The organism is Clavibacter sp. CT19, from assembly GCF_027858075.1.
Taxonomy (GTDB): domain Bacteria; phylum Actinomycetota; class Actinomycetes; order Actinomycetales; family Microbacteriaceae; genus Clavibacter; species Clavibacter tessellarius_A.
In genome coordinates this window covers 142,949-165,998 of the sequence record NZ_JAQHYR010000006.1, presented here as the reverse complement: position 1 = coordinate 165,998, position 23,050 = coordinate 142,949, and the positions used below count along the sequence as shown (strand labels likewise).

The 23,050-nt window shown below is 74.3% G+C and carries 20 protein-coding genes and 1 tRNA gene; 11 read left to right on the top strand and 10 right to left on the bottom strand.

Annotation, left to right across the window (positions count from 1 at the left end):
- Position 1 precedes the first annotated feature (1 nt).
- Both PED38_RS09105 and PED38_RS09100 read left to right on the top strand, forming a co-directional pair.
- Positions 2-160 carry a hypothetical protein gene (locus PED38_RS09105; protein ID WP_270980943.1) on the top strand — a complete coding sequence of 53 codons (159 nt, stop codon included), beginning with the start codon at positions 2-4 and terminating at the stop codon, positions 158-160.
- The gene (locus PED38_RS09100; RefSeq protein WP_270980942.1) at positions 157-795 is read left to right on the top strand and encodes an anthranilate synthase component II; all 639 of its coding nucleotides are present in this window, start codon (positions 157-159) and stop codon (positions 793-795) included. Before PED38_RS09105 ends, PED38_RS09100 begins: the two co-directional genes overlap by 4 nt.
- A 42-nt stretch (positions 796-837) precedes the next feature.
- On the opposite strand, the gene pknB is transcribed toward PED38_RS09100, so the two are convergent.
- The 7 genes from pknB to PED38_RS09065 all read right to left on the bottom strand — a co-directional run bounded on the left by pknB (position 838) and on the right by PED38_RS09065 (position 10,024).
- A complete protein-coding gene (pknB, locus tag PED38_RS09095) occupies positions 838-2,592 on the bottom strand; it encodes a Stk1 family PASTA domain-containing Ser/Thr kinase (protein WP_270980941.1) in 1,755 nt (584 codons plus the stop codon).
- Positions 2,593-2,705: 113 nt separating this feature from the next.
- Complete coding sequence (locus tag PED38_RS09090; protein ID WP_063070907.1) at positions 2,706-4,619, bottom strand: serine/threonine-protein kinase; 1,914 nt, start codon at positions 4,617-4,619, stop codon at positions 2,706-2,708.
- Positions 4,616-6,067: a peptidoglycan D,D-transpeptidase FtsI family protein gene (locus PED38_RS09085; RefSeq protein ID WP_063070906.1), complete on the bottom strand. Its 1,452-nt coding sequence runs from the start codon at positions 6,065-6,067 to the stop codon at positions 4,616-4,618. The genes PED38_RS09090 and PED38_RS09085 overlap by 4 nt, the downstream gene beginning before the upstream one ends.
- Entirely contained in the window at positions 6,064-7,461 is a 1,398-nt protein-coding gene (locus PED38_RS09080) for an FtsW/RodA/SpoVE family cell cycle protein (RefSeq protein WP_063070905.1), read from the bottom strand. Before PED38_RS09080 ends, PED38_RS09085 begins: the two co-directional genes overlap by 4 nt.
- Positions 7,454-8,716 carry a PP2C family protein-serine/threonine phosphatase gene (locus tag PED38_RS09075; RefSeq protein WP_063070904.1) on the bottom strand — a complete coding sequence of 421 codons (1,263 nt, stop codon included), beginning with the start codon at positions 8,714-8,716 and terminating at the stop codon, positions 7,454-7,456. The genes PED38_RS09080 and PED38_RS09075 overlap by 8 nt, the downstream gene beginning before the upstream one ends.
- Before the next feature lie 4 nt (positions 8,717-8,720).
- A complete protein-coding gene (locus PED38_RS09070; RefSeq protein ID WP_063070903.1) occupies positions 8,721-9,296 on the bottom strand; it encodes an FHA domain-containing protein FhaB/FipA in 576 nt (191 codons plus the stop codon).
- Positions 9,293-10,024, bottom strand: coding sequence for an FhaA domain-containing protein (locus PED38_RS09065; RefSeq protein ID WP_063070902.1), 732 nt, complete (start codon positions 10,022-10,024; stop codon positions 9,293-9,295). The genes PED38_RS09070 and PED38_RS09065 overlap by 4 nt, the downstream gene beginning before the upstream one ends.
- A gap of 198 nt (positions 10,025-10,222) precedes the next feature.
- Here PED38_RS09065 and PED38_RS09060 point away from each other — a divergent pair.
- From PED38_RS09060 to PED38_RS09045, 4 genes are all read left to right on the top strand, one after another.
- Positions 10,223-10,309: transfer RNA gene (locus tag PED38_RS09060), tRNA-Leu, on the top strand.
- Between the two features lie 200 nt (positions 10,310-10,509).
- The gene (locus PED38_RS09055) at positions 10,510-12,768 is read left to right on the top strand and encodes a bifunctional lysylphosphatidylglycerol flippase/synthetase MprF (protein ID WP_270980940.1); all 2,259 of its coding nucleotides are present in this window, start codon (positions 10,510-10,512) and stop codon (positions 12,766-12,768) included.
- Positions 12,765-13,463 carry a response regulator gene (locus PED38_RS09050; RefSeq protein WP_063070900.1) on the top strand — a complete coding sequence of 233 codons (699 nt, stop codon included), beginning with the start codon at positions 12,765-12,767 and terminating at the stop codon, positions 13,461-13,463. The genes PED38_RS09055 and PED38_RS09050 overlap by 4 nt, the downstream gene beginning before the upstream one ends.
- 7 nt (positions 13,464-13,470) lie before the next feature.
- Entirely contained in the window at positions 13,471-14,649 is a 1,179-nt protein-coding gene (locus PED38_RS09045) for a sensor histidine kinase (protein ID WP_270980939.1), read from the top strand.
- A gap of 31 nt (positions 14,650-14,680) precedes the next feature.
- Here PED38_RS09045 and PED38_RS09040 read toward each other — a convergent pair whose 3' ends face one another.
- Positions 14,681-15,262, bottom strand: coding sequence for a hypothetical protein (locus PED38_RS09040; protein WP_270980938.1), 582 nt, complete (start codon positions 15,260-15,262; stop codon positions 14,681-14,683).
- A 91-nt stretch (positions 15,263-15,353) separates the two neighbouring features.
- Positions 15,354-15,476: a type B 50S ribosomal protein L36 gene (ykgO, locus tag PED38_RS09035; RefSeq protein ID WP_063070897.1), complete on the bottom strand. Its 123-nt coding sequence runs from the start codon at positions 15,474-15,476 to the stop codon at positions 15,354-15,356.
- A gap of 41 nt (positions 15,477-15,517) precedes the next feature.
- On the opposite strand from ykgO, the gene PED38_RS09030 reads away from it, so the two are divergent.
- The 3 genes from PED38_RS09030 (at position 15,518) to glsA (ending at position 19,858) form a co-directional block, all read left to right on the top strand.
- Complete coding sequence (locus PED38_RS09030) at positions 15,518-16,594, top strand: GTP-binding protein (protein WP_270980937.1); 1,077 nt, start codon at positions 15,518-15,520, stop codon at positions 16,592-16,594.
- A 128-nt stretch (positions 16,595-16,722) separates the two neighbouring features.
- A complete protein-coding gene (locus PED38_RS09025) occupies positions 16,723-18,531 on the top strand; it encodes a RecQ family ATP-dependent DNA helicase (protein WP_270980936.1) in 1,809 nt (602 codons plus the stop codon).
- 310 nt (positions 18,532-18,841) lie between these two features.
- Positions 18,842-19,858, top strand: coding sequence for a glutaminase A (gene glsA / locus PED38_RS09020; RefSeq protein ID WP_270980935.1), 1,017 nt, complete (start codon positions 18,842-18,844; stop codon positions 19,856-19,858).
- On the opposite strand, the gene PED38_RS09015 is transcribed toward glsA, so the two are convergent.
- Positions 19,855-20,907, bottom strand: coding sequence for an alpha/beta fold hydrolase (locus tag PED38_RS09015; RefSeq protein ID WP_270980934.1), 1,053 nt, complete (start codon positions 20,905-20,907; stop codon positions 19,855-19,857). The two genes, glsA and PED38_RS09015, sit on opposite strands and share 4 nt — an antisense overlap.
- Positions 20,908-21,029: 122 nt before the next feature.
- Between PED38_RS09015 and PED38_RS09010 the strand changes: the two genes are divergently transcribed.
- Complete coding sequence (locus PED38_RS09010; RefSeq protein ID WP_063070892.1) at positions 21,030-21,398, top strand: PadR family transcriptional regulator; 369 nt, start codon at positions 21,030-21,032, stop codon at positions 21,396-21,398.
- Between the two features lie 68 nt (positions 21,399-21,466).
- On the top strand, positions 21,467-22,882 hold the full coding sequence (locus PED38_RS09005) for a hypothetical protein (protein WP_270980933.1): 1,416 nt from the start codon (positions 21,467-21,469) through the stop codon (positions 22,880-22,882).
- Positions 22,883-23,050 lie beyond the last annotated feature (168 nt).

Genomic DNA, 23,050 nt, shown 5'->3' with positions numbered 1-23,050 from the left:
CGTGTACGCGGCGCTCTGGCGCGTCCTACCCGGGCCGGTGTGGGTCCGGCTCCTGATCCTGCTCATCGCGGTCGCCGCGATCCTCTACTGCCTCGTCACCTGGGTCTTCCCCTGGGTCGACTCGATCGTCAACACCCAGGAAGTGACGGTGCACCAGTGACGCGCGTGCTCGTGATCGACAACTACGACAGCTTCGTCTACACGCTCGACGGCTACCTGCAGCAGCTCGGCGCGGAGACCGTCGTCATGCGCAACGACGACCACGCGGACGCGGACATGGCGGGTGTCATCTCGGAGTACGACGCTGTGCTGGTCTCCCCGGGACCGGGCAAGCCAGCGGACGCCGGGGTGTCGATCCCCACGGTGCGTGCGGCTCTCGCGTCGAGCACGCCGCTCCTGGGCGTGTGCCTCGGACACCAGGCGATCGCGGAGGCGTTCGGCGCGACGGTGACCAACGCCGAGGAGCTCATGCACGGCAAGACCTCGCTCGTCACGCACGATGACGGCGACTTCTACCTCGGCGTGCCGCAGCCGTTCACGGCGACGAGGTACCACTCCCTCGCCGTGGTCGACGGAACCATCCCATCCGATCTCGTGGTCACGTCGCGCACCGAGGGCGGCGTCATCATGGGGTTGAGGCACGAGGCCGCGCCCATCGTGGGGGTGCAGTTCCACCCGGAGTCCGTGCTCACGGAGGGCGGCTACCGGATGCTCGGCAACTGGCTCGAGGGCGCGGGACTGGGCGGGGCGCGAGAGACGTCGTCCCGGCTGTCGCCGCTGGTCCGCATCGGCTGACACGGCTCCGCAGGTCGAGGTGCGTCGGGTCTCGACCGCCGCTCAGCCGCGCGGAGGGGCCTGCGTCGGCGCCGGAGCCGTGGGTGCCGGCGCGGGTGTTCCGCGGCCCGCGCCCGTGCAGTACGTGAGGGCCACGGTCGAGCGCTGGGCGACGTCGCCCGGGGGGACGGACTGCTGGCTCACGGGAGAGCCGTCCGCGCGGACGCAGGACGGGTCCCTCCGCGTGGTCACCGTGAGCTCGGAGGCCTCGAGCAGCGACTGCGCCTCGACCAGGGGCTGCCCGAGCACGTCGGGCATGGAGACTTTGCCGTTCGACAGCACGAGCTTGACGGTGGAGCCCTTGTCCACCTGCGCGGACGAGGCAGGATCCGTCTGCATGACGACGCCGTCGGAGACCGTCGGGGACGACTGCCTCACGACCTCACCGACCCTGAGGCCGGCGGACTGGAGGCCCGCGGTGGCCGTGGCCTCGTCCATGTTGGTGACGTTGGGGACCTGGACCTTGGGTGGTCCGGAGGAGACGAAGACATCGATCTCTGTCTTCGTCGCGACGTTCTCGCCAGCGTCGGGATTCGTGCGGAGGACCGTGCCCGCGGGGACCGTGGCGCTCGCCTCCTCGCGTTCGAGCGGCACGAGGCCCGCCTCCTGCAGGGCGCCCGCCGCGCTCGAGTACGTGGATCCCGCGACGTCGGGCACGGTGGGGCTGATGTCGGGCGGCGCGATGGAGCTGAGGCTGGTGACCCAGATGACGACGGCGATGAGGATGACGACCACGACGGTGACGCCGGCCCAGATCCACGGCACGGGCGGGCGGCTCTGGGTGCGGACGGTGCGGTCGTCGTCGACGCCCAGCTGGCGGAGCGCCTGCTGGGAGGAGGACGGGCCCGCGGGTGCGCCGAAGAGGGTGGCGCCCACGTCGGTGGTGGGTGCCTCGCGCTCGGGCAGGGTGCCCGCGGCGGCGCGGTCGAGGTCGGTGCGGAAGTCCGCGGCGGTCTGGAAGCGCGCGTAGCGGTCCTTCGCCATGGCGTGCAGGACCACCTGGTCGAGCTGCGGGGAGACGTGCTCCTGGACGGTGCTCGGTGCGACGGGCGTCTCGCTGACGTGCTGGTAGGCGACGGCCACGGCCGTGTCCGCGCGGAAGGGCGCCTGCCCGGTGAGCATCTCGAAGAGGACCACGCCGGCGGAGTAGAGGTCGGTGCGCGCGTCCACGGACTCGCCCTTGGCCTGCTCGGGCGAGAAGTAGCGTGCCGTGCCGAGGATGGCGGTGGTCTGCGCGATGGTGGCGGAGGTGTCGGAGACCGCGCGGGCGATGCCGAAGTCCATGACCTTCACCTGGCCGGTGGGCGTGACCATGATGTTGCCGGGCTTGATGTCGCGGTGGACGACGCCCGCGCGGTGCGAGTACTCGAGTGCGGTGAGGACACCGCCCATGATGCGGACGGCCTCCTCCTGCTCCAGCGGGCCGTCGGTGATCACGTCCTTGAGGAGGCGGCCCTCGACGCGCTCCATGACGATGAAGGGGACCGTGTGGGACGCGCCGTCCTGGTCGGTGACGATGTCCTCGCCGGCGTCGAAGACCCGGACGATGGTGGGGTGCGACATGCGCGCGGCCGCCTGGGCCTCTTGGCGGAAGCGGCTCCGGAAGGCGGGATCCTCCGCGAGGCCGCGACGCAGGATCTTGACGGCGACGCGTCGACCGAGTCGCGCGTCGACGCCCTCGTACACGTCGGCCATGCCGCCCCGGCCCAGGAGCGTCCCGATCTCGTAGCGTCCGCCGAGGACACGCGTGTCGGTCACGGTCTGCCTCTCGTCGGGTTCGGGATCAGGACGGGGATGAGCTTACCCGGGCTCCGCTGGGGATCCGGGGCGGAGCGCGGAGGGCGGGGGAGTGCTCGCGCGGCGCATGCCGATCAGGGCATGCGGTGCGTGCTGGAGATCAGCGAATGCCGATCCTCCTTGCCCGGAGGGGGCGTCGGCGCCATGCCGGTGGTGCCGCCTCCGGTGCCGCCACCGGTGCCTCCGGTGCCATTTCCGGTGCCGCCTCCGGTGCCGCCGCCCGGCGTGGTGCCGCCTGGTGCCGCCTCGACCGCCACGGTGACGGTGCTGCTGTAGGGGGACTCGTTCGTGCCGCAGATGGCGAGGTACTTGACCGTGAACGATCCCGTGTTGTTGCCGGCCTTGATCTCCCCGGAGGTGGTCTGCGCGTTGGTCGGGTTGGTGCTCCCGCCCCACGTGCCCGTGGCGCCGCCGGAGACCGAGTCGGCCTGGATCTGGTAGCCGTTCAGCGTCTGGCCCGCCGGGCAGGAGTACGCGGGCCACGAGATGTCGACCGCCTGTCCGGCGCGCACGGTGGTGGGGTTCACCGTGGGGGTGACCGGCGCCGCGGTCGGCAGGGTCTGCGCGCCGTAGGCCGTGATCTGGATGGTGGCGCCCTTCGCGACGCTGCCGGTGGGGGTGATCGCGGTGACGCGACCCTCCTCCTCACCGGACGGTGCCGCGCTGCCCGTGATGACGGTGACCTTGAGGCCGAGGGCCGTCAGCTCGTTCGAGACCGTCTTCTGGTCGCGCCCGATGTAGTCCTCGCGCTTGATCTCGACGGTGGTCGGGGTGGGCGTCGGGGTGGGGGTGGGCGACGCGCTCGGCGTGGGGCTCGGCTCGGCGCTGGTCTCCGTGGGGACGGGGGCCGTCTGGTCGGACTGCCTGCCCGCGGTGGCGGCGATGAGCCCGGCGATGATCGCGGCGACCACCAGGACGGCGACGACCACGAAGATCCAGATCGCGCGCTTGCTGGCGCGCGGCTGCTCGGGCTCCTCGTCTTCCGCGTCGACCTCGTCGAAGTCGAAGGGCGACGCCGCTCCGGCGCGGGGCGCGGAGGACAGGACGGTGGTGGCGCTCGTGTCGGCTCGGCGGTCGGACGGCATGAGCTGGGTGGCCTGGGTGGGCGTGCCCGGATCCGCGGCGGCAGCACCGGCGACGGCGGCGACGGCCATGGTGGCGGTCGCGACGTCGCCGCGGCGCAGCGCCTGCGCGGCGCGCGCCAGATGCGCGGCGCTCTGCGGGCGGTCCGCCGGCTTCTTGGAGATGCAGGACATGACGAGGTTGCGGACGGGCTCCGCCACCGTGACGGGGAGCTCGGGCGGCTGCTCGTTGATCTGCGCCATGGCGATGGCGACCTGCGACTCGCCCGTGAAGGGGCGGCGGCCGGCCAGGCACTCGTACGCGACGATGCCCATCGAGTACACGTCGGTGGACGGCGACGCGGGGTGCCCGCTCGCCTGCTCGGGCGAGAGGTACTGCACCGTGCCCATGACCTGGCCGGTGGCCGTGAGCGGCACCTGGTCGGCGATGCGGGCGATGCCGAAGTCGGTGATCTTGACGCGTCCGTCGGGCGTGATCAGCAGGTTGCCCGGCTTGATGTCGCGGTGCACGAGACCGGCCTGATGCGCGGCGTGGAGCGCGAGGGCGGTCTGGGAGATGATGTCGAGCACCTTGTCGCTCGAGAGCACGCGCTCCCGCTCGAGGATGGTCGACAGGGCCTCGCCGGGGACGAGCTCCATGACGAGGAAGGCGCTGCCGTCCTCCTCGCCGTAGTCGAAGACGTTGGCGATGCCCTCGTGGTTGACGAGCGCCGCGTGGCGCGCCTCGGCCCGGAATCGCTCGAGGAACCCGGGGTCCCCCAGGTACTCGTCCTTGAGGATCTTGATGGCGACCTTGCGTCCGATGACGAGGTCGGTCGCCTCCCACACCTCGCCCATGCCGCCGATGGCGATGCGATCGCCCAGCTGGTAACGCCCTCCGAAGGTCAGTCCGCTCGTGGGTCTCATCTGTCCAGCACCGCCTCAATCACTTTCTTCGCCACGGGGGCGGCGAGGGTGTTCCCCGAGCCCGATCGTCCTCGTCCGCCGCCGTCCTCGACCAGGACCGCGACCGCCACCTTCGGGGACTCAGCCGGCGCGAAGCCGGTGAACCAGAGGGTGTACGGGTCGTCGGCGCCGTTCTGCGCGGTGCCGGTCTTGCCCGCCACGTCGACACCGGAGATTCTCGCATTTGTGGCGACGCCGCTCTGGACGTTGTCGATCATCATCCGCGTCATGGTGGCGGCGGTCTCCTTCGAGATGGGGTCGGCGAATCGGCTGGGGGAGAATCCGGACAGCTCGCTGAGGTCCGGGTTGAGGACGCTGTCGACGACGCTGGGCTTCATCACCTCACCGCCGTTCGCGATCCCGGCCGTGACCATGGCGGTCTGCAGCGGGGTGGCGCGGACGTCGAGCTGACCGAAGGCGGACTGCGCGGTCTGGGCGTCGTCGAGGTCGGGGGAGAAGGCGCTCTTCGCGCTCGCCATGGGGACGGCGATCGACTTCCCGTAGCCGAACGCCTCCGCCATCTTCGCTATCCGCTCGGAGCCGAGCGCGATTCCGAGCTGGGCGAAGGGGATGTTGCAGCTGAGGCGGAGCGCCGTGGCGATCGACACCTCGGGCTCGTTGCCGCACGCGCCCTCGCCGGCGTTCGTGATGACCGTGCCGGTGCCCGGGAGCGTGAAGGTGGACGGGTTCGGTAGGAGCGAGTCCGGCGTGTACCGGCCGGACTCGAGCGCCGCGGCCGTGGTGATGAGCTTGAAGGTGGATCCGGGCGGGTTGAGGCTGTTGACGGCCCGGTCGATGAGCGGGTTCGCGGGGTCGGCGAGGAGCGAGGCGTAGCTCTGCTTCACGGCGGCCCGGTCGTGCGAGGCCAGGACGTTGGGGTCGTAGCCGGGCTTGGACACCATCGCGAGGATCTTGCCCGTGGACGGCTCGATGGCGACGACGGATCCCCGCAGCCGACCGAGCGCGTCGTACGCCGCCTGCTGGACCTTCGGGTCGATGGTGGTCTCGACCGACGCGCCCTTCGGCTCCTGGCCCGTGAAGGTGCGCGTGAGGCTGTCGAAGAACTGCGTGCCGCTCGTGCCGGTGAGGACGTCGTTCATGGCGGACTCGAGGCCCGTGGATCCCTGGCCGAGCGTGTAGTAGCCGGTGACCGCGCTGTACAGGTCGGGCTGGGCGTACGTGCGGAGGAACTTGTAGCGGTCGTCGACCGGGACCGAGGAGGCGATGGGGGTGCCGTCGACCAGGATCGCCCCGCGCTCGGCCGAGTAGCTGGCGATGATGGTGCGGGAGTTCCGCGGATCCGCCTGCAGGGTCGGCGCCGCGACCACCTGGATGATCGACGCCGCGACGAAGAGGGCCACGAACATGGCCAGGACGAACACGGAGACGCGCTTCAGCTCGCGGTTCACGACTCGACCACCAATCGGGGCTGGTTGCGGACGGTGTCGGACAGGCGCAGCAGCAGGGCCGCGATGATCCAGTTGGCGAGCAGCGAGGACCCGCCCGCCGCCATGAACGGCGTGGTGAGGCCGGTGAGCGGGATGACGCGCGTGACGCCGCCGATGACGATGAACACCTGCAGGGCGATGACGAACGACAGCCCGATGCCGAGCAGCTTGCCGAAGTCGTCCTGGCCTGCGAAGCCGATGCGGAAGCCGCGGGACACGAGCAGGAGGTAGAGGGCGAGGATCGCGAAGACGCCCGTGAGGCCGAGCTCCTCGCCGAGGCTGGCGAGGATGAAGTCGCTGTTGGCGAGCGGCGTGAGGTTGGGCATGCCGCTGCCGAGCCCGCGCCCGAACAGTCCGCCGTCGGCCATGCCGAACAGGCCCGTGACGAGCTGGAAGCTGCCGCCGTTCGCGTCGTAGACCGCGGGGTCGAACGGCTTCAGCCACGCGTCGACGCGCCCGCCGACGTAGCCGAGGGTGCTCGCGCCGAACGCGCCGCCGAGGAACAGGACGGCGCCGAGGACGACCCAGCCGATGCGGCCGGTGCTGACGTAGGTCATGACGATGAAGAGGCCGAAGTACAGCAACGACGTGCCGAGATCGCGCTGGAAAACGAGGACGCTCATCGAGACGGCCCACACCAGGAGGATCGGTCCGAGGTCGCGGACGCGCGGGAAGCGCAGCCCGAGGACCTTGACGCCCACCATCGAGAGGCTGTCCCGCGCCGTGACGAGGTAGCCGGCGAAGAAGACCGCGAGGCAGATCTTCGCGATCTCGCCCGGTTGGAACGAGAAGCCGCCGATGTGGATCCAGACGCGCGCGCCGTTGATGTTCTGACCCAGGACCGGGAGCATCGGCAGCAGCAGCAGGATGAGGCCCACGAACATGGCGATGTAGCGGTAGCGCTGCAGCACGCGGTGGTTCTTCAGCAGCACGATGACCGCGAGCGCGCACACGATGGCGAGGCCCGACCACACGATCTGACGCACGGCCACGCTGTCCCAGCCGGAGTACCCGCCGGCGAGGTCGAGGCGGTAGATGGCCGCGATCCCCAGGCCGTTGAGCACGGTGGCGATGGGGAGGATGAACGGATCCGCGTCGGGCGCCAGCCAGCGCAGCGCCACGTGCATGCCGAGCACGAGGACGGCGAGGCCGGTGGCCGGGAGGAAGAAGCTCCGGTCGAATGCGCCGAGCGCGCCGAGCTGCACGAGGTAGAGGGCGCCGCCGTTGATGACGGACGCCAGCACGACCAGCGCGAGCTCGAGGTTCCGGAGGCGGCGGGGCACGCGGATCCGCGGGACCCTGGGCGCCTTCTCGCGCCCGCGCGCGGAGGCGACCGCCGCGCCGGCGCTAGCCACCCGCGGCCTCCTGGAGCCGGTCGACGATCTCCTCGGCGCCCGAGAGCGAGTCCGCGTTGATGGTCTGCTCGACCTGCTGGCGGTAGAAGGGCTGGAGGTCGGCGACCTGCACCTCGGTGCGGGCGTAGACGTGGGACAGCTGGATCGGGCCGATGGTCTGCTGCACGCCGTTGTAGACCGCCACCGAGCCCTCGGACTCGCCCACGTAGTAGCGCGACTGGGTCCAGCGGTAGCCGAGCACGCACGCGAGCACGAGGCCGGCGAGGATGAGGGCGACGCCGACCAGCCAGGTGATGCGGCGGCGGAGCGCGCGCCGCCGGTCCTCGGCGATGAGCGCCTCGAGGTACTCGTCCGACTCCGGCTCGAACTGGGCGTCGCGCGCCGCCGTGCTCGCGCGCAGCGGGTGGAGCAGGAGCGACGGGATCCGGACGGCGCGCTTGGAGGGCTCGTCGCCGAAGGCGAGCGGCTGCGACGCGGATCCGACGAGCACGGGCTCCGGGTCGGGGCGGGCGGCGGCGGCCTCGTCGTCCTCGTCGAGCACGTCCACGACCACCACGGTGACGTTGTCCGGAGCGCCGTGGTCGAGCGACTCCTTCACGAGCGCGTCGGCGATGGTCTCCGGGGTGCCCGCGGTCGCGAGGATCTCGGTGATGCGCTCCTCGGACACGTAGCTGCTGAGCCCGTCCGAGCAGAGGAGCCAGCGGTCGCCCGTGTGGGTGTCGAGCACCTGGGTGTCGACCTCGGGGGCCGCGTCGACGTCGCCGAGCACGCGCATCAGCACGGAGCGGCGGGGGTGGACGAGCGCCTCCTCCGGCGTGATGCGGCCGCTGTCGACGAGGCGCTGCACGAACGTGTGGTCGGCGGAGATCTGGCTGAGCTCGCCGCGGCGGAACAGGTAGATGCGCGAGTCGCCGATGTGGGCGATGGCGACATGCCGGTCGACGCGGGCCAGCGCGCTGACGGTCGTGCCCATCCCCGTGAGCTCGGAGTGCTCGAACACGGTCTCGGCGAGCAGCTGGTTGGCCGCGACGAGGCCGGCCTGGAGCGCGAACTCGGCGTCGTGCGCGGAGGCATAGGGCTTGTCGGTCTCGATGATGCGCTTGGTGGCCACCGCGGACGCGACGTCGCCGCCCGCGTGCCCGCCCATGCCGTCGGCGACGACGAAGAGGTGCCGCCCCGCGTAGCCGGAGTCCTGGTTGTTCGACCGGACCTTGCCCACGTGGGAGACGGCAGCGGCCTGCGTCACTGTCGCCATGCCGCTACCGCCTGAGCTCGAAGCTGGTCGCGCCGATGCGGATCGGCGTGTCGAGCGGCACCTGCGTCGGCACGCTCACGCGCTTGCCGTCGAGGAAGGTGCCGTTGGTGGAGTCGAGGTCCTGGATCATCCACTCGTCGTTCCAGAGCAGCAGGCGCGCGTGGTGCGTGGACGTGTAGTCGTCGCGGATGACGAGCCCCGACTCGCTCGAGCGGCCGATGGTGAGCGGCTCGGTGCCGAGCGGGATCTCGGTGCCGGCCTTGGCGCCCGACGTGATGACGAGGTGGCGGGCCGTGGACGTCGTGGCCTTGGCGCGCGACGGGACGGCGCCGGAGTTGGCGCCGGACGGCATCGACGAGATGGGCGGCGGCTGCACGGCCGCGGCGCGCGGCGCGGAGGCGGATGCGGCGTACGGGGAGGAGGGGAACGGGGATGCGCCGCCGGCGCCCGTCTCCTCGCGCAGCTTGCGGACCCGTTGGCCGAACAGGTCGGAGCGGAGCGCGTAGACGATGCCGAAGACGAAGAGCCAGAGCACCGCGAGGAACGCGAGGCGGAGGACGAGGAGGGTCAGCTCGGTCATGACGCTCCCCAGAACCCGTCGTCGCTGCGCTGGCGCTGCGGCTCGCGGCCGCCTCGCTCCTCGGTGGCGTGCGGGACGACGCGGAAGGTGATGGCGGTGCGGCCGATGCGGATGACGGACTCGGGCGGCAGCGGCGCCTTGGTGACCGGCGCGCCGTTGAGCTCGGAGCCGTTGGTGGAGCCGAGGTCCCGGACCTGGGCGCGGGATCCGTCCCACGCGATCTCGACGTGGCGGCGGGAGGTGCCCGGGTCGTCGACCGTGATGTCGGCGTCGCTGCCGCGGCCGATGACCGTGCGGCCGACCGCGAGCGGGTGGCGGGTGCCGGCGACGTCGACGACGGGCATCCACGTGACGCTGCCCTCGACCGTGCGGCTGTCGATGCCGAGGACGCCCTCCGACAGCTGGTCGTCGCGGCGGAAGGAGACCTGCACGACTCCCGCGAACTGGTAGCCCTGCGTGGACGCGTGCCGCTCGACCGCCTGGCGCAGCTCGTCGACGAGCGTGGAGCCGATGGACTCGATGCGCTCGTGGTCGGCGCGGGAGACGCGGAGGGTGAAGGAGTTGGGGACGAGGATGAGGTCGCGGTCGACGATGGCGGCGTGCGTGTCGAGCTCGCGTCGCAGCTGCGCGACGATCTCCACGGGCTGCAGGCCGGACTTGAAGGTCTTCACGAAGGCGCCGTTGACGGCGCGCTCGAGGCCCTTCTCGAAGTTGTCCAGGATTCCCACGTGTGATCCGTCCTCGCGCGGTCCTTCCGCGGATGAATAGTGCGATGTTAGCCAACTCGAGGGGCGACGCCCTGGACACGGGCCGCCGGGTGGGTGCGGATGGCCCCTGGGGAGGGCGGGAGGCGGGCCGCCCGGGCGCGGTGGCGGGGCGGTCGCGGCGCGGGATCGGCTCCCCGACGTGATAATGTCGTCCGGTTGGCGCGAGTGGCGGAATTGGTAGACGCGCACGGTTCAGGTCCGTGTGTCCGTGAGGACGTGGGGGTTCAAGTCCCCCCTCGCGCACCAGCACAGCAGAAGGCCCCCGGGGAACCGGGGGCCTTCTCGCGTCCCGGGAGTCCCTCGGCCCGTACCGCGGGGGTGCCGCGGGTCGTGCGGCGGACTCCCCGCCGACGTCAGCCGATCGGCGGCCCGGGTCAGCCGATGGGCGGAGGGATCGGATCCCGCGGCCGACGCGGTGGAGGGCCGAGGCTCCGCACACTGGGGACGTGACGCACTCGACGCTCGCCCCCGCCGCCCGCCCGATCCTCGCCGACAGCGCGGACCTGCCGCCCGCGGTGCCCGCCGTCGCGCCCCCGGCCGGCGCCGCGCGGGTCGTCCTCCGGACCCTCGCCCGCCACCCGCTCGCCGCGATCGCCGTCCCCGCGGGCAGCGCGTGGATGGGCGTCATGGCCGGGCTGGGCGAGCTCGCGCACCCCGCCGCGACGGCCATCGCGCTCGCCGTCGTCGTGGCCGTGCTGGCCTGGTCGGAGAGCCGCATCGGCATCGTGCGCACCGCGGTCGTCGCCGCGATCGGCTCGCTCGCGCCGGTCGCCGTCGCCTCCCTCCTCCTCGCCGTGGGCCTCGCGCTCGGCGACCTCTACTCCCAGCTCGACGCGGCCGACCGGCTCTGGGCGCCGTCCGTCGTGATCGTGGCGGTCGCCGCCGCCGCCAGCCGCGGCCTCGCGCCGGCCCACCGCGACGGCCTCCGCGCCGCGGTCCTCGCTGCGGTGCTCGCGGGCCTGCTGGCCGGCGGCCACGGGGTCGACCTCACGCGCGGCGTCGCCCTCCTCATCGGACTGGGCCTCGGCCGCATCCTCGTGCCGCTCTCCCGCCGCCCCGCCTGGCACGACGCCGCCACCTCCCATGCGCGGGTCGTCGCCGCGACCATGCTCGGCACGGTCACCCTCAGCTGGTGGATCGCCGCGGTGTCCGGCGACGCGATCGGGGTGCTCAGCACCATGGGCTCGCTGCTCGACCCCGGCAGCACCGTGGCCGTGCTGTGCGCGCTCATCCTCGCGGTCGCCCTGCTGCTCCGCGGCCGGCGCCTCGGGCTCGTGATGGGGATCACGGCCCTCCTCCTCGTGACCGGCCTCCTCGGCTGGTACTACACGGTCATCCCGCTCGCCGAGGACTGGTTCACCTTCACCGTCGCGTCGTGGACCGACCTCGAGCTCCCCGTGCTGATGCTCAGCACCTGGCTCGTGCCGGCGACCGCGCTCGTCGTGCTCGTCGTCCGCCGCCGATCGTTCACGATGCGCGCCGCCGCCGAGGAGCGCTCCGCCGGGCGCGAACGCGTGCTCGCGCAGCTGGCGCGAGCGGATGCCGGATCCCTCGGCTTCATGGGCACCTGGGCCGGCAGCAGCCACTGGTTCGCCGACGACGACGACGCCGCCTCCTCCTCCTCGGAAGGCGAGGCCGCGCACGGGGCCGTCGCGTACCGCGCCGCGCACGGCGTCGCCCTCACGGTGTCGGATCCGATCGCGACCGCGGCCGACGCGCCCGCCACGATCCGCGCCTTCGCCCGGCACTGCTCGGCGCGCGGTCTCGTGCCCGCGTTCTACAGCATCCACTCGTCCCACCTGCCGGTCTTCGCGGAGCTCGGCTGGAGCGTCACGCCGGTGGCCGAGGAGGCCGTGATCGACCTCGCGGGCTTCTCCACCTCGGGCAAGCGCCGCCAGGACCTCCGCACGGCGACGAACCGCGCGGCGCGCGACGGCGTCGACGCGCTGTGGGGCACCTACCGCGGGCTGCCCGAGCCCCTCCGCCGGGCGGTCGACGCGCTCAGCGGCGACTGGGTCGACGCGAAGGCGCTGCCCGAGATGGGCTTCACGCTCGGCGGCCTGCCCGAGCTCGACGACCCCGAGGTGCGGATGCTGCTCGCCGTCGACGCCACCGGCCGCGTGCACGGCGTCACGAGCTGGCTGCCCGTCTTCCGCGACGGCCGGCTCGTGGGACGCACGCTCGACGTCATGCGGCGCGGCGCGGATCCGATGCCGGGCGTGATGGAGTTCCTCATCGCGACCGCGGCGCGCGCCTTCCAGGAGGAGGGACTCGAGACGCTGAGCCTGTCGGGCACGCCGCTCGCGGGCGTCGGCCGGGGCCTCACCGGCGGGCCCGTCGACCGGGTGGTCGCACGTCTGCTGGCTGCGACCGGCCGGGTGCTCGAGCCGTCCTACGGATTCACGTCGCTGCTGCGCTTCAAGGCCAAGTTCGACCCACGCTACGAGACGCTCTGGCTCGCCTGCCCGACGGCGGCCGACCTCGCGCCGATCGGGCGCGCGCTCACCTCCGCCTACGTGCCGACGCTGCGGATCCGGCAGCTCGTGGGCGCGCTGCGCGCGGCGGGCACCGCCCGGCGGGCCGCCCGGCGCGCGACCCGGGCGGCCCGGCGCGCGGCCCGGGGCGCTAGCCTCGGCCTCGCGGGGGACCGCGGCGGCGCGACCGGCGTCGGCGTCGGATCCGCCATGGGGAGGCGGGACGCGTGAGCCACGCATCCGAGGCGCGCGACGACGCGGCCGTCCCCTCCACGCCGCCCGGCGCCGTCGTCACCGTGGTCGTGGTCGACGACGAGTCGCTCGTGCGCTCGGGCATCGCGATGGTGCTCGGCGCCTCGCCGCGGATCGCCGTGCGGGCCGCCGTCTCGAGCGACACCGCGGTGGCCGCCGTCCGCGAGCACGCGCCCGACGTGGTGCTCCTCGACATCCGGATGCCCGCGCCCGACGGCCTCACGATCCTCGCCGAGCTGATGGCGGAGCCCCGCCCGCCCGTCGTCGCGATGCTCACCACGTTCGACACCGACGACCAGGTGCTGGAGGCGCTGCACCGCGGCGCGTCGGGCTTCCTGCTCAAGGACACGGACCCGGAGCAGCTCGCCCGGCACGTGCTCACGCTCGCGTCCGGCGGCATCGTGCTCGCGCCCGGGCTCCGGCCCGGTCGGCTCTTCCGCTCGCTCGAGGACGACGCCGAGCGCGCCCGCGTCGCGCGGCTCGGCGACCGCGAGACCACCGTGCTGAAGGCGCTCGCCCGCGGGCTCTCCAACGCCGAGATCGTGGCCGAGTGCGGATTGACGCTCGGGACGGTCAAGGAGACGGTGAGCTCCATCGTGCAGGCGCTCGGCGTCGGCTCGCGCGTGGAGGCGGCCGTCGTCGCCGACCGCGCGGGGCTCGTGCCGCGGCGGTGATCCGGCCATGCGGCTGACGAGGCGGGCGCTCGCCGCGGGCACGACCACCGACGCCGCCACCGACGCGGATGCCGCCGCCGCCGATCCCAGGAGGCGCCCGACCGCCGCCGACCGCGTGCGCGCCGTGCTCGTCGACCTGCTCGTGGCCGGGGTCGCCGTGGCCCTCTCCTACGGGTTCCTGTCCGCCGCGCAGGCGTCCGGGGACGTCGCCGCGGGGATCGTCGCCTGCCTCGGCCTCGTGTTCCGCCGCCGCTGGCCGTGGCTGAGCGTGCTGGCCGCGCTGCCCGCCTTCTACGTCAGCGTCGCGTACGTCCCGCTCATGATCGCCCTCTTCGACCTCGGCCTCTCGCGCGCGCCGCGGTGGCAGGTCGCGGTGGCGACGGGCGCCTCCGTGGTCGCCTACATGGCGCCGCTCTGGCCGCCGGAGGACCTCCAGTTCCTGCTCGAGCCGCTGGTCGACGCGACCATCTACACCGTCGGTCCGCCGCTCCTCGGCGCCTTCCTGCGCGAGCGGCGCACGGCGGCCGCGCAGCTCCTGGAGCTGCGCGAGGCGCAGACGCTCGGCCAGCGGCAGGCGGCGCAGGTCGCGCTCGCGCGGGAGCGGGCGGTGCTCGCGCGCGAGATGCACGACGTGGTCTCGCACCAGGTCAGCCTCATCGCCGTGCAGGCCGGGGCGATGCAGGTGGGCGCGGCCGACGAGCGCTCCCGGGAGGCTGCGCGCACGATCCGCGGACTCAGCACGGTCACGCTCGAGGAGCTGCGCGGCATGGTGGAGCTGCTCCGCGCGGCGGGCGGGGAGCGGCGGGAGCTCGCGCCGCAGCCGACGCTGGAGGACGTGGCGGCCCTCGTGGCGGCCAGCGGGATCCGCGTGGAGACCGCCATCGACCTCCCCGGCGACCTGCCCGCGGCCGCCCAGCGCGCCGTCTACCGCACGGTGCAGGAGGGCCTGACGAACGCGCGGAAGCACGCGACCGGCGCGGCCGTGCGGATCACCGGCCGGCTCGACGCGGGCCACGTGGTGCTCGAGGTGGATGCCGGCGCGCCGACGCTCCCGCTGCTCGACCTGCCGAGCGGACGCCACGGTCTCACCGGGCTCCGTGAGCGGGCCCAGCTGCTCGGCGGCACCCTGACGGCCGAGACGCGCGCCGACGGATCCCACCTGCTGCAGCTGCGCTTCCCGCTCTGAGGCGGGTCGGCGCCGGGCAGGTCGGCGCAGCTCAGCGGCCGGCCGCCGAGGCGGGGACCGCGGCCGGCTCGACGTCGGTCGCCGGCTCCGGGCCGGGCCAGATGGTCCAGCCGACGGGCCAGATGGTGCAGATGCCGAGGAGCACCGTGAGGCGCGCGATCCAGTCCTCGAGCGCCCGGGTGCGCGCGGCGTCGCCGACGAACGCGATGGCGGCGAGCAGCAGGGCGCAGGCGATCGCGTAGGCGACCACCGTGAGGATCCACATCCGCCACTCGTAGCGCACCTTGGCGCGGCCGGACCGGGCGGGGCGTGCAGGCGTCGGTCCGCCGGCGAAGCGGTGGGCGAAGCGCGCGTCGAGCCAGCGCACCATCGCGTGGCCGAACGCGACGGATCCGCCGAGGTACGCGGCGGCGAGGCCGTGGGTCCAGTCGGCGGTGGCTCCGCCGCGGAGGTCGATGGCGGCGGCGACGAGCAGCACGAGGTCCACGACGGGCACGCACGCGAGGAGCACGGCGCCGAGGCGCGGGCGACGGAGGGCGTAGCGGACGGCGAGCCCGGCAGCCAGCACGACCCAGAAGCCGATCTCGCACGCGATGATGACGACGACGATCATGCGCGGACCCCCGTTGCTCGACTGGTCCCACCGTATCGACGCGGGGCCCGGCGGCGACGCCCCAGATGAGGGGCGCCCGCCCGGCGGCGGATCAGCCCTGGCGGGCCTTGTTCCGCGGGTTCTTCTTGTTGATGACGAAGACGCGGCCGCGTCGGCGCACGACCTGCGCGCCGGGCAGCTTCTTCAGGGCCTTGATCGAGTTGCGCACCTTCATGGTGGTCCTTTCGTGAGAACAGTTCTCAATAGACTAGCGGCATGCCCGCTCGCGACCGATCCACCCCCGTGCACCCGCAGCCCCAGCCGCCGTCCGGCGTCGTGCTCGTCGTCGGCGAGGGATCCGCGCTCCGCTCCGTCCTGCGCGACGCCGTCGCCGGCTCCGCGGCCTCGCTCCTCGTCCTGCCGCCCGAGGAGGCGGATCCGGTCGAGCCCATCGCGCGCTTCCTCGACGACCTCGCCGAGCGGGGGCCGGGCACCGAGGCCGTCGTCGGGATCCCCGCCACCTCCGACGCCCGCGCGACCGGCATGGGCCTCGACCTCCTCCTCCGCCAGGAGCGGCGGCTGCAGCGCGCGCTCGGCGGGATCGGATCCGGCTTCGGGCTGCGCCACGTGGTCTCGGTCGTGCCCGCCGACCGCCTGCACGCCATCGGGTTCGGCCGCGTCGAGGACGCGTTCGCGGAGGCGGAGACCCTCGTCGATCTCGTGGAGTACGCGACCGTCGTGGTGCTCACGGGCATGGCGCGCGTGCCGCAGGAGGCGCGCGGCCTCGTCGTCGCGCTCGTGCGGCGGCTCGCGCCGCGGGCGACCGTGCTCGACGCGCGCCGCCCGCTGGCCCTCGACCGGTTGCCGCGCTGGGGCGACGTCGCCGGCCTCGCCGCCTCGGCCGGGTGGATGCGCGAGCTGACCGCCGCGGGCGTCGCCGAGCGTCCCGCGGACCTCGAGCGGCTGACGGGACCCGTGGGATCCGTCGTCGTGGGGGACCCGCGGCCCCTGCACCCGCAGCGCCTCGCCGACGCGGTGGAGGAGGAGCTGCGGCCCGACCGCGCCGGGCTCGTGCTGCGCTCCAAGGGCTTCGTGTCGCTCGCGTCGCGGCCCGGCGAGGTGGGCGGCTGGTCGAGCGTCGGGTCGATGCTCACGCTGCAGCCGACCGGGATCGACCCGTGGACCGAGGGGGCGCCCGTCGGGACGGAGATCGCGTTCTTCGGGATCGGGCTGCGGCCGGCCGTGCTGCGGCGCGCGATCGGGCGGGCCGTGCTGACGCCGGCGGAGCTCGCGGCCGGGCCCGACGCGTGGGCGCGGTACGCGGATCCGTTCCCGCGGGTCGACGCGGGCTGAGCTCCGCGACCGGCTCCGAGGGCCTCCCGGCCGCGGCGGCGCGCCCGGCAGCCGGGCGATGGTGACGGCCAGCCGAGAGCGGATCCGCGCACCTGGGCACTGCTCGACCTCCGGCGTTCAGTGGGGAGGTGAAGCAGAACCGCGCCGCAGAGGGCAGCACCCGCACGACCGACGACCGCACCGACCACCGGACCGATGCCGCCGAGGACCGGCCCGCCGACGTGCCGCCCGCCCCCGAGGATCCGGCCATCGTCCCGGAGCCCGCGCCCGGCCCGGAGCCCGAGGACGCGCTGCGCGTCGCCCGCGAGTCGTTCGGCTGGGACGAGCTGCACGACGGCCAGGTGCGCACCATCGGCCCGCTCGTGCGCGGCCGCGACGCGCTCGTCGTGATGCCCACGGGCTACGGCAAGTCCGCCATCTACCAGGTCGCCACCGTGCTGATGGAGGGCCTGACCGTCGTCGTCTCGCCGCTCATCGCGCTGCAGGCCGACCAGGTGCAGAACCTCGAGGACGCGCCGGCCGCGCCGCCCGCGCGTGTGATCAACAGCACGATCCGCGGGAAGGCGCGCGACGAGGCGTGGGCCACGGTGGAGGAGCCCGGCGCGCGGATCGTGTTCCTCACGCCCGAGCAGCTGGCGCGCGACGAGGTCGTCGCGCGGCTCGTGGCCCGCGGGGTGTCGCTCGTGGTGATCGACGAGGCGCACTGCGTCGCGTCGTGGGGCCACGACTTCCGGCCCGACTACCTGGGGCTCGGCGGCGTGATCGATGCGCTCGGGCATCCGCCCACCGTGGCGATGACGGCGACGGGCTCCACGCCGATCCGCGTCGAGATCGAGGAGCGCCTGGGGCTCCGCGACCCGTTCGTGCTGTCCTCGGGCTTCGATCGGCCGAACATCCGGCTCGAGGTGCGCCGGCACACCGAGGAGGCGGAGAAGCGGCGCGCGATCGCGGCCCACGTCGTGGAGCAGACGCAGCCGGGCCTCGTCTACGTGGCGACGCGGAAGGACGCGGAGCAGTACGCCGAGGAGATCCAGGCGGCGGGGCTGCGCGCCGCGGCGTACCACGCGGGCCTCCCGGCGGCCGAGCGCGAGCGCGTGCAGCAGGCGTTCCACGAGGACGACGTGGACGTGGTGGTCGCCACGAGCGCGTTCGGCATGGGGATCGACAAGCCGACCGTGCGATACGTGATCCACGCGGCGCCGCCCGAGTCGGTCGACGCGTACTACCAGGAGGTCGGGCGGGCGGGGCGCGATGGGGAGCCGGCCGTCGGGATCCTGCACTACCGGGCCGAGGACCTCGGGCTCCGCCGGTTCTTCGCGGCGCGCACGCCGAAGCCCGCGAGCCTCCGCGACGTGTACGCGGCGGTCGCGGTGGCGGGCGTCGACGGGCCCGTGCGGCCCGCGGCGGTCGCCGAGCGCGCCGGCATGTCGCCGCGCACGGTCGGCGGCGTGCTCAACCTGCTCGTGGACGCGGGCGTGCTCGGATCCGCCCACGACGGCGCGTTCGTGCGCGAGGAGCTGGATCCGCGCGAGGCCGCGTCGCGGGCGAAGGAGGTGGCCGCGGAGCGCGAGCGGATCGAGGTCTCGCGGCTCGAGATGATGCGCGGCTACGCCGAGGCGCCGCACTGCCGCCGCCAGTTCCTCCTCGGCTACTTCGGCGAGGAGTCGCCGGAGCGCTGCGGCAACTGCGACGCGTGCGACCGGCTCGCGAAGGACGACGCGCACGAGGAGGCGATGGGGGCGGCGGTCGCCGACGGCGTGGACGCTCCCGCGGACGACCCGTTCTCGCCGCAGTCCGCCGTGACCCACGCGGAGTGGGGGCCGGGCACGGTCATGAGCGCCGAGGACGACCGGATCACCGTCTTCTTCGAGAAGGAGGGGTACCGCGTGCTGTCGCGGAAGCTCGTGGCGGAGGGGGCGCTGCTGCAGCCGGTGTGAGGGGCGGGTCTCGGGCGCGCATCGGGGCGACGTCGGCTGACCGGTCGGAGTAGCCGCATAGCGTCGATGCAGATGCATGGATCTCGGCGTTGGCCTACGTTGTCATCAGCGGGATGGGCCCTTCGGGTGGGACATCTCGCGGGGGTCGACGTCTCCGGGGGGAGACGAGCTCGACCGCCCGGCCCTCCGTGCACGGAGGCCGGGCCACACCCTTCCCGCGGTGCCGTTCCCGAGCGGCACCGCGGCCCCGGCCGGACGCGCGGCGCTGGCCCGCCCGGTCGCGCGAGGCGGCCGCTGGCAGGCTCGGAGGATGACGCCTCCCGGATCCGCCGCCCACGATGCCCGGCACGACGCCCCGCGCGATGCCCGGCACGACGCCGCCCACGCGCTCGACGTCGACCGGCTGCTCGCGGGCGTCGCGGAGGACGACGGCGGCGTGGTCGACGACAGCATCCCGCAGCTGGCCGACGCGGATCCGTCGCTCGCGGGCATCGCGCTCGTCACACCCGACGGCCGCACGCACGCGGCCGGCGACAGCGCGCACCCCTTCTCCATCCAGTCGGCGGTGAAGCCCTTCCTCTTCGCGCTGGCGCTCGCCGACACCTCAGGCGACGCGCTCGACGCCGTGGGCATCGAGCCGACGGGCGAGTCGTTCGACGCGATCAAGCTGGAGAGCGGCACCGGCCGGCCGCCGAACCCGATGGTGAACGCGGGGGCGATCCTCACGGCGAGCCTCGTGCGCGGATCCACCCTCGAGGAGCGCACGCAGCGGATCCTCCAGGGACTCAGCGCCTTCGCCGGACGCGACCTCGAGGTCGACGAGGAGGTCGCGGAGAGCGAGCGGCTCCTCGGCGACCGCAACCACGCGCTCGCCCACCTCATGCGCTCGGAGGGCACGCTGCACGTCTCGGCCGACGACGCGGTGGCCGCCTACGTCCGGGCGTGCGCCGTGCTCGTGACCGCGGAGTCGCTCGCCGCGATGGGCGCGACGCTCGCCTGCGGAGGTCGTGACCCGTCGACGGGGTCACGCGTGGTCTCCCGTCAGGTCGCGCGCGACGTCGTCTCCGTGATGGCGACCTGCGGCGTCTACGACGGCTCCGGCCGGTGGATGCGGCGGGTCGGCGTGCCCGCGAAGTCGAGCGTCTCCGGCGCCATCGTCCTCTCCGCGCCCGACCGCCTCGGCGCCGCCGTGTTCAGCCCGCCGCTCGACGACCAGGGCACGAGCGTGCGCGGCGCGCGCCTCGCGCAGGGGCTCGCGGACGGGCTGGGGCTGCACGCGTTCGGGTTCGCCGGCGGCGCGCGTGACTCGGACGCCGGATCGCTCTAGCGGCGCGACCCGGCCCGACCGCCGGCGCCCGCAGCGCGCCGCGCCCGCCGCCGGGCCCGCTCCGCCGCATCCGCCATCGCCTCCGCGTGCGCGGTCTTGGCGCGGCCGATCGCGGCGTCGTCGTCGCGGCGGATCGCGAGGCCCTCGGCCACCTGCGCGCGGATCCCGCGGATCGAGTCGCGGAGCGTCGGCGCGAAGTCCGCGTGCTCCTCGTCCGGCTGCTCCTCGCCCTCCGGGTAGCGGCGGAGCTCGGCCGACGCGTCCTCGGTGGAGGAGCCGTCGCCCGGCCGCCGCTCGAGGTGGGCGAGGCAGAGGCGGGCCACCTCGTCGGCGTGCGCGTGCATCACCGAGTGGGCGGCGCCCGGGATCTCCCACAGCCGCGCCCGCGGGAGCAGCCGGCCCATCTCCTCGACCCAGGCGCGCGGGGCGACGGCGTCGTGCTCGCCGCGGATCACGAGCGTGCTCGCGCGGATCTCGGGCAGCCGGGCCTCGATCGGGAACGACATCATCCGCGGCAGCACGCGGAGGAACCAGCGCACGCCGCAGACGAGGTACGCGCGGACGGCGAGCACCTTGATCCGGCTCGGCTCGCGCACCGAGGAGCGCAGGAAGCGGAGGGCGGCGCGCGGCACCGAGCGCGCGGCCGGGTCCACCACCGGGCTGATGAGCACGACCGTGCTGATCCCGGGCCGCCGGGCCGCGAGGTCCGCCACCACCTGCGTGCCCATCGAGTGGCCGACGAGCACGGGGTCGTCGAGACCGAGCGCGTCGATCGCGGCGCCCACGAGGTCGGCGTAGTCGCGGATCGCGAGCGCGCGGCACGGGTGAGCGACGCCCGCGAAGCCCGGCAGGTCGAGCGCGTGCACGGTGCCGCGCTCGTCGAGGTGCGGGGCGAGGCGCTCGAAGTAGTCGGAGCTCACGCCGATGCCGGGGACGAGCACGAAGGCGCGGTCGTCCGGCGTGCCGAGCGTGCTGATCCGCACGGTGAGGCCGCGGTGCACGATGCGGGTGACGCGGACGGTGGTGCCGGGGCGGCCGTGCTGCGTCATCCGGTGCCTCCTGCGGCGGGTCCGTCCGCCGCCCCCACGCTAGGGCACGCGCGCCGCGCATCCCCGCGTGCCTCGGCTGTCGATCCGGTACGCATGTTTCCGTAGTGGGTATAGTCCCGCCCATGACCGCCACCGCCTTCTGGATCCTCACCGCGCTCGCCGCCGGACGCCGCCACGGGTACGCCGTGCTCGCCGACGTCGCGCGCCTCAGCGACGGGGAGGTGACGCTGCGGGTGACCACGCTCTACGCGTCGCTCGACCGGCTCGTGCGGGAGGGGCGGATCCGCGCGGCGGGCGAGGAGGTCGTCGACGGCCGCGCCCGGCGCTACTACGAGATCACCGACGCCGGCCGGGGCGAGCTGCAGGAGGAGGCCGACCGCCTCCAGGCCCGGGCCGCGGCCGCCCGCGCGAGCATCGCCGCCGCCTCCGCGCCCGCCCGGCCGCGCCGGGTCGCGACCCCGCGCGCCACCGCGACGGCGGCGCCCGCGTGAGCCGCGATCCGCGCGTAGGCCGCGATCCGCACGCAGGCCGCGACCCGCGCGCAGGCCGGGATCCGCACGTGAGCCGCGGCCCGCGCGACGACGACGGCCGCGCCGATGACCGCCGCGCCGCGGACCGCCCCGCCGCCTCCGACCGCCGCGCCGCCTACGCACGGCTCCTCCGCTGGTACCCCGCGGCCTGGCGCCGGGCCGACGGGGACGTGATGCTCGACACCCTCGAGGAGCACGCCGACGCCGAGGGACGCCGCATGCCCTCCCACGGCGAGGCGTGGTCCCTCCGCGCCCACGGGCTGCTCGAGCGGATGACCCCGCGGGCGATCCTCGTGCTCGCGACGGTCGCGCTCCTGTTCGCCGTGGCGCTGCCGGCGGCCGCGTTCTCGTCCGTGCTCCTCGGATCGCCCGTGCTCCTGGCTATGCCGTGGGCCGGCGCCCTCCTCGCGACGGTCGCGCTGCTCGGGCTCATGGGCCGGTCCGGGGGGCTCCGGGCCGAGTCGGCGCTCGCGGCGGCGGCGCTCGCCGTGCCCTCCTGGATCCTCGGCGGTCTCGCCGCCGCATCGTGGTCGGTCGGGTTCGACGAAGCCGACGCGGGCGTGCGGCTCAGCCCGTTCGCCTCCGCGTTCGCCGAGCTGACGCTCGCCTCCTGGCTGCTCGGGGCGGCGTCACTGGCGGTCGTGCTCGCGGGGTTGCTCCGGATCCGCTCGGCCGTCGCCCGCTGGATCGTCGCGGTGGCCGTCGCCCTGCCCGGGGCGCTGCTCGTGGGCCTCGTCGCCCTGTCCTCCGGCGCGTGGGCGCTCGCCATCGCCGCGCTGATCGCGTCGGCGCGGTCGCGGTCGCGGTCGCGGTCCCGGTCCCGGTCGCGCTCGGGCGGGCGCGGTGGCGCCCGCACGGCAGCCGGACCCGGGTCTGCGCCCGCCGCCCGTGCGCCGCTGTCGGCCTCCGGTCGCCGGGCCGTCGTGATCACGTCGCTCGTCGGATCCGCCCTCGGGCTCGCCTGCGCCGCCTTCGCGCTCACGGGGAGCGCCTGGCTGCCCGCGGTCGGCGACGCGACGGACGCCATGCGTATGGGCCTCGCGGCGGGGTCGATCGTCGCGCTCCTGCCGATCGTCGCGGGAGCGGCGGCGCTCCGGCCGCGGCTGGGCGTCGTGGTCATCCCCGCGACCGTCGCCCTGGGCGCGGCGCTCGCGACCGTCGTCGTCGGTCACCTGGCATCGGGGGCGGACGCCGGATCCGGTCGGCTCCTGCCGCTCGCCGCCGCGTTCGTGGGCGTGGCGGGAGCCGCCCTCCTGATCCCGGTGCTGCCCCGCGGGCGCCTGCTCCGCGCGGTGATGGCGGTCGGCATCGCGATCGGCGTCGCCGCTGTCCTCGGCATGACGATCGCCGTCACGGCCCCGTTCCTGGCGCCGGTGCTCGGCGTCGTCACGGCCGTCCTCGTGTCACGGGGCGCGCGGGCGCCCCGGCGGCCGCAGCCCGCCTAGCCCGTCGCGGTCCGCCTCAGGCCGCAGCATCCCCGCTCGACAGGCACAGGCAGGACGGGTGCCCCGCCGGATCCGCGGACACGTCGAAGCGGAGAGCCGGTCGTCGGCTGCGTGCTCCTCATCCTCGAGGAGCCCACCCCGATGGTCCAGCGGGCGACCCGTCGCTCG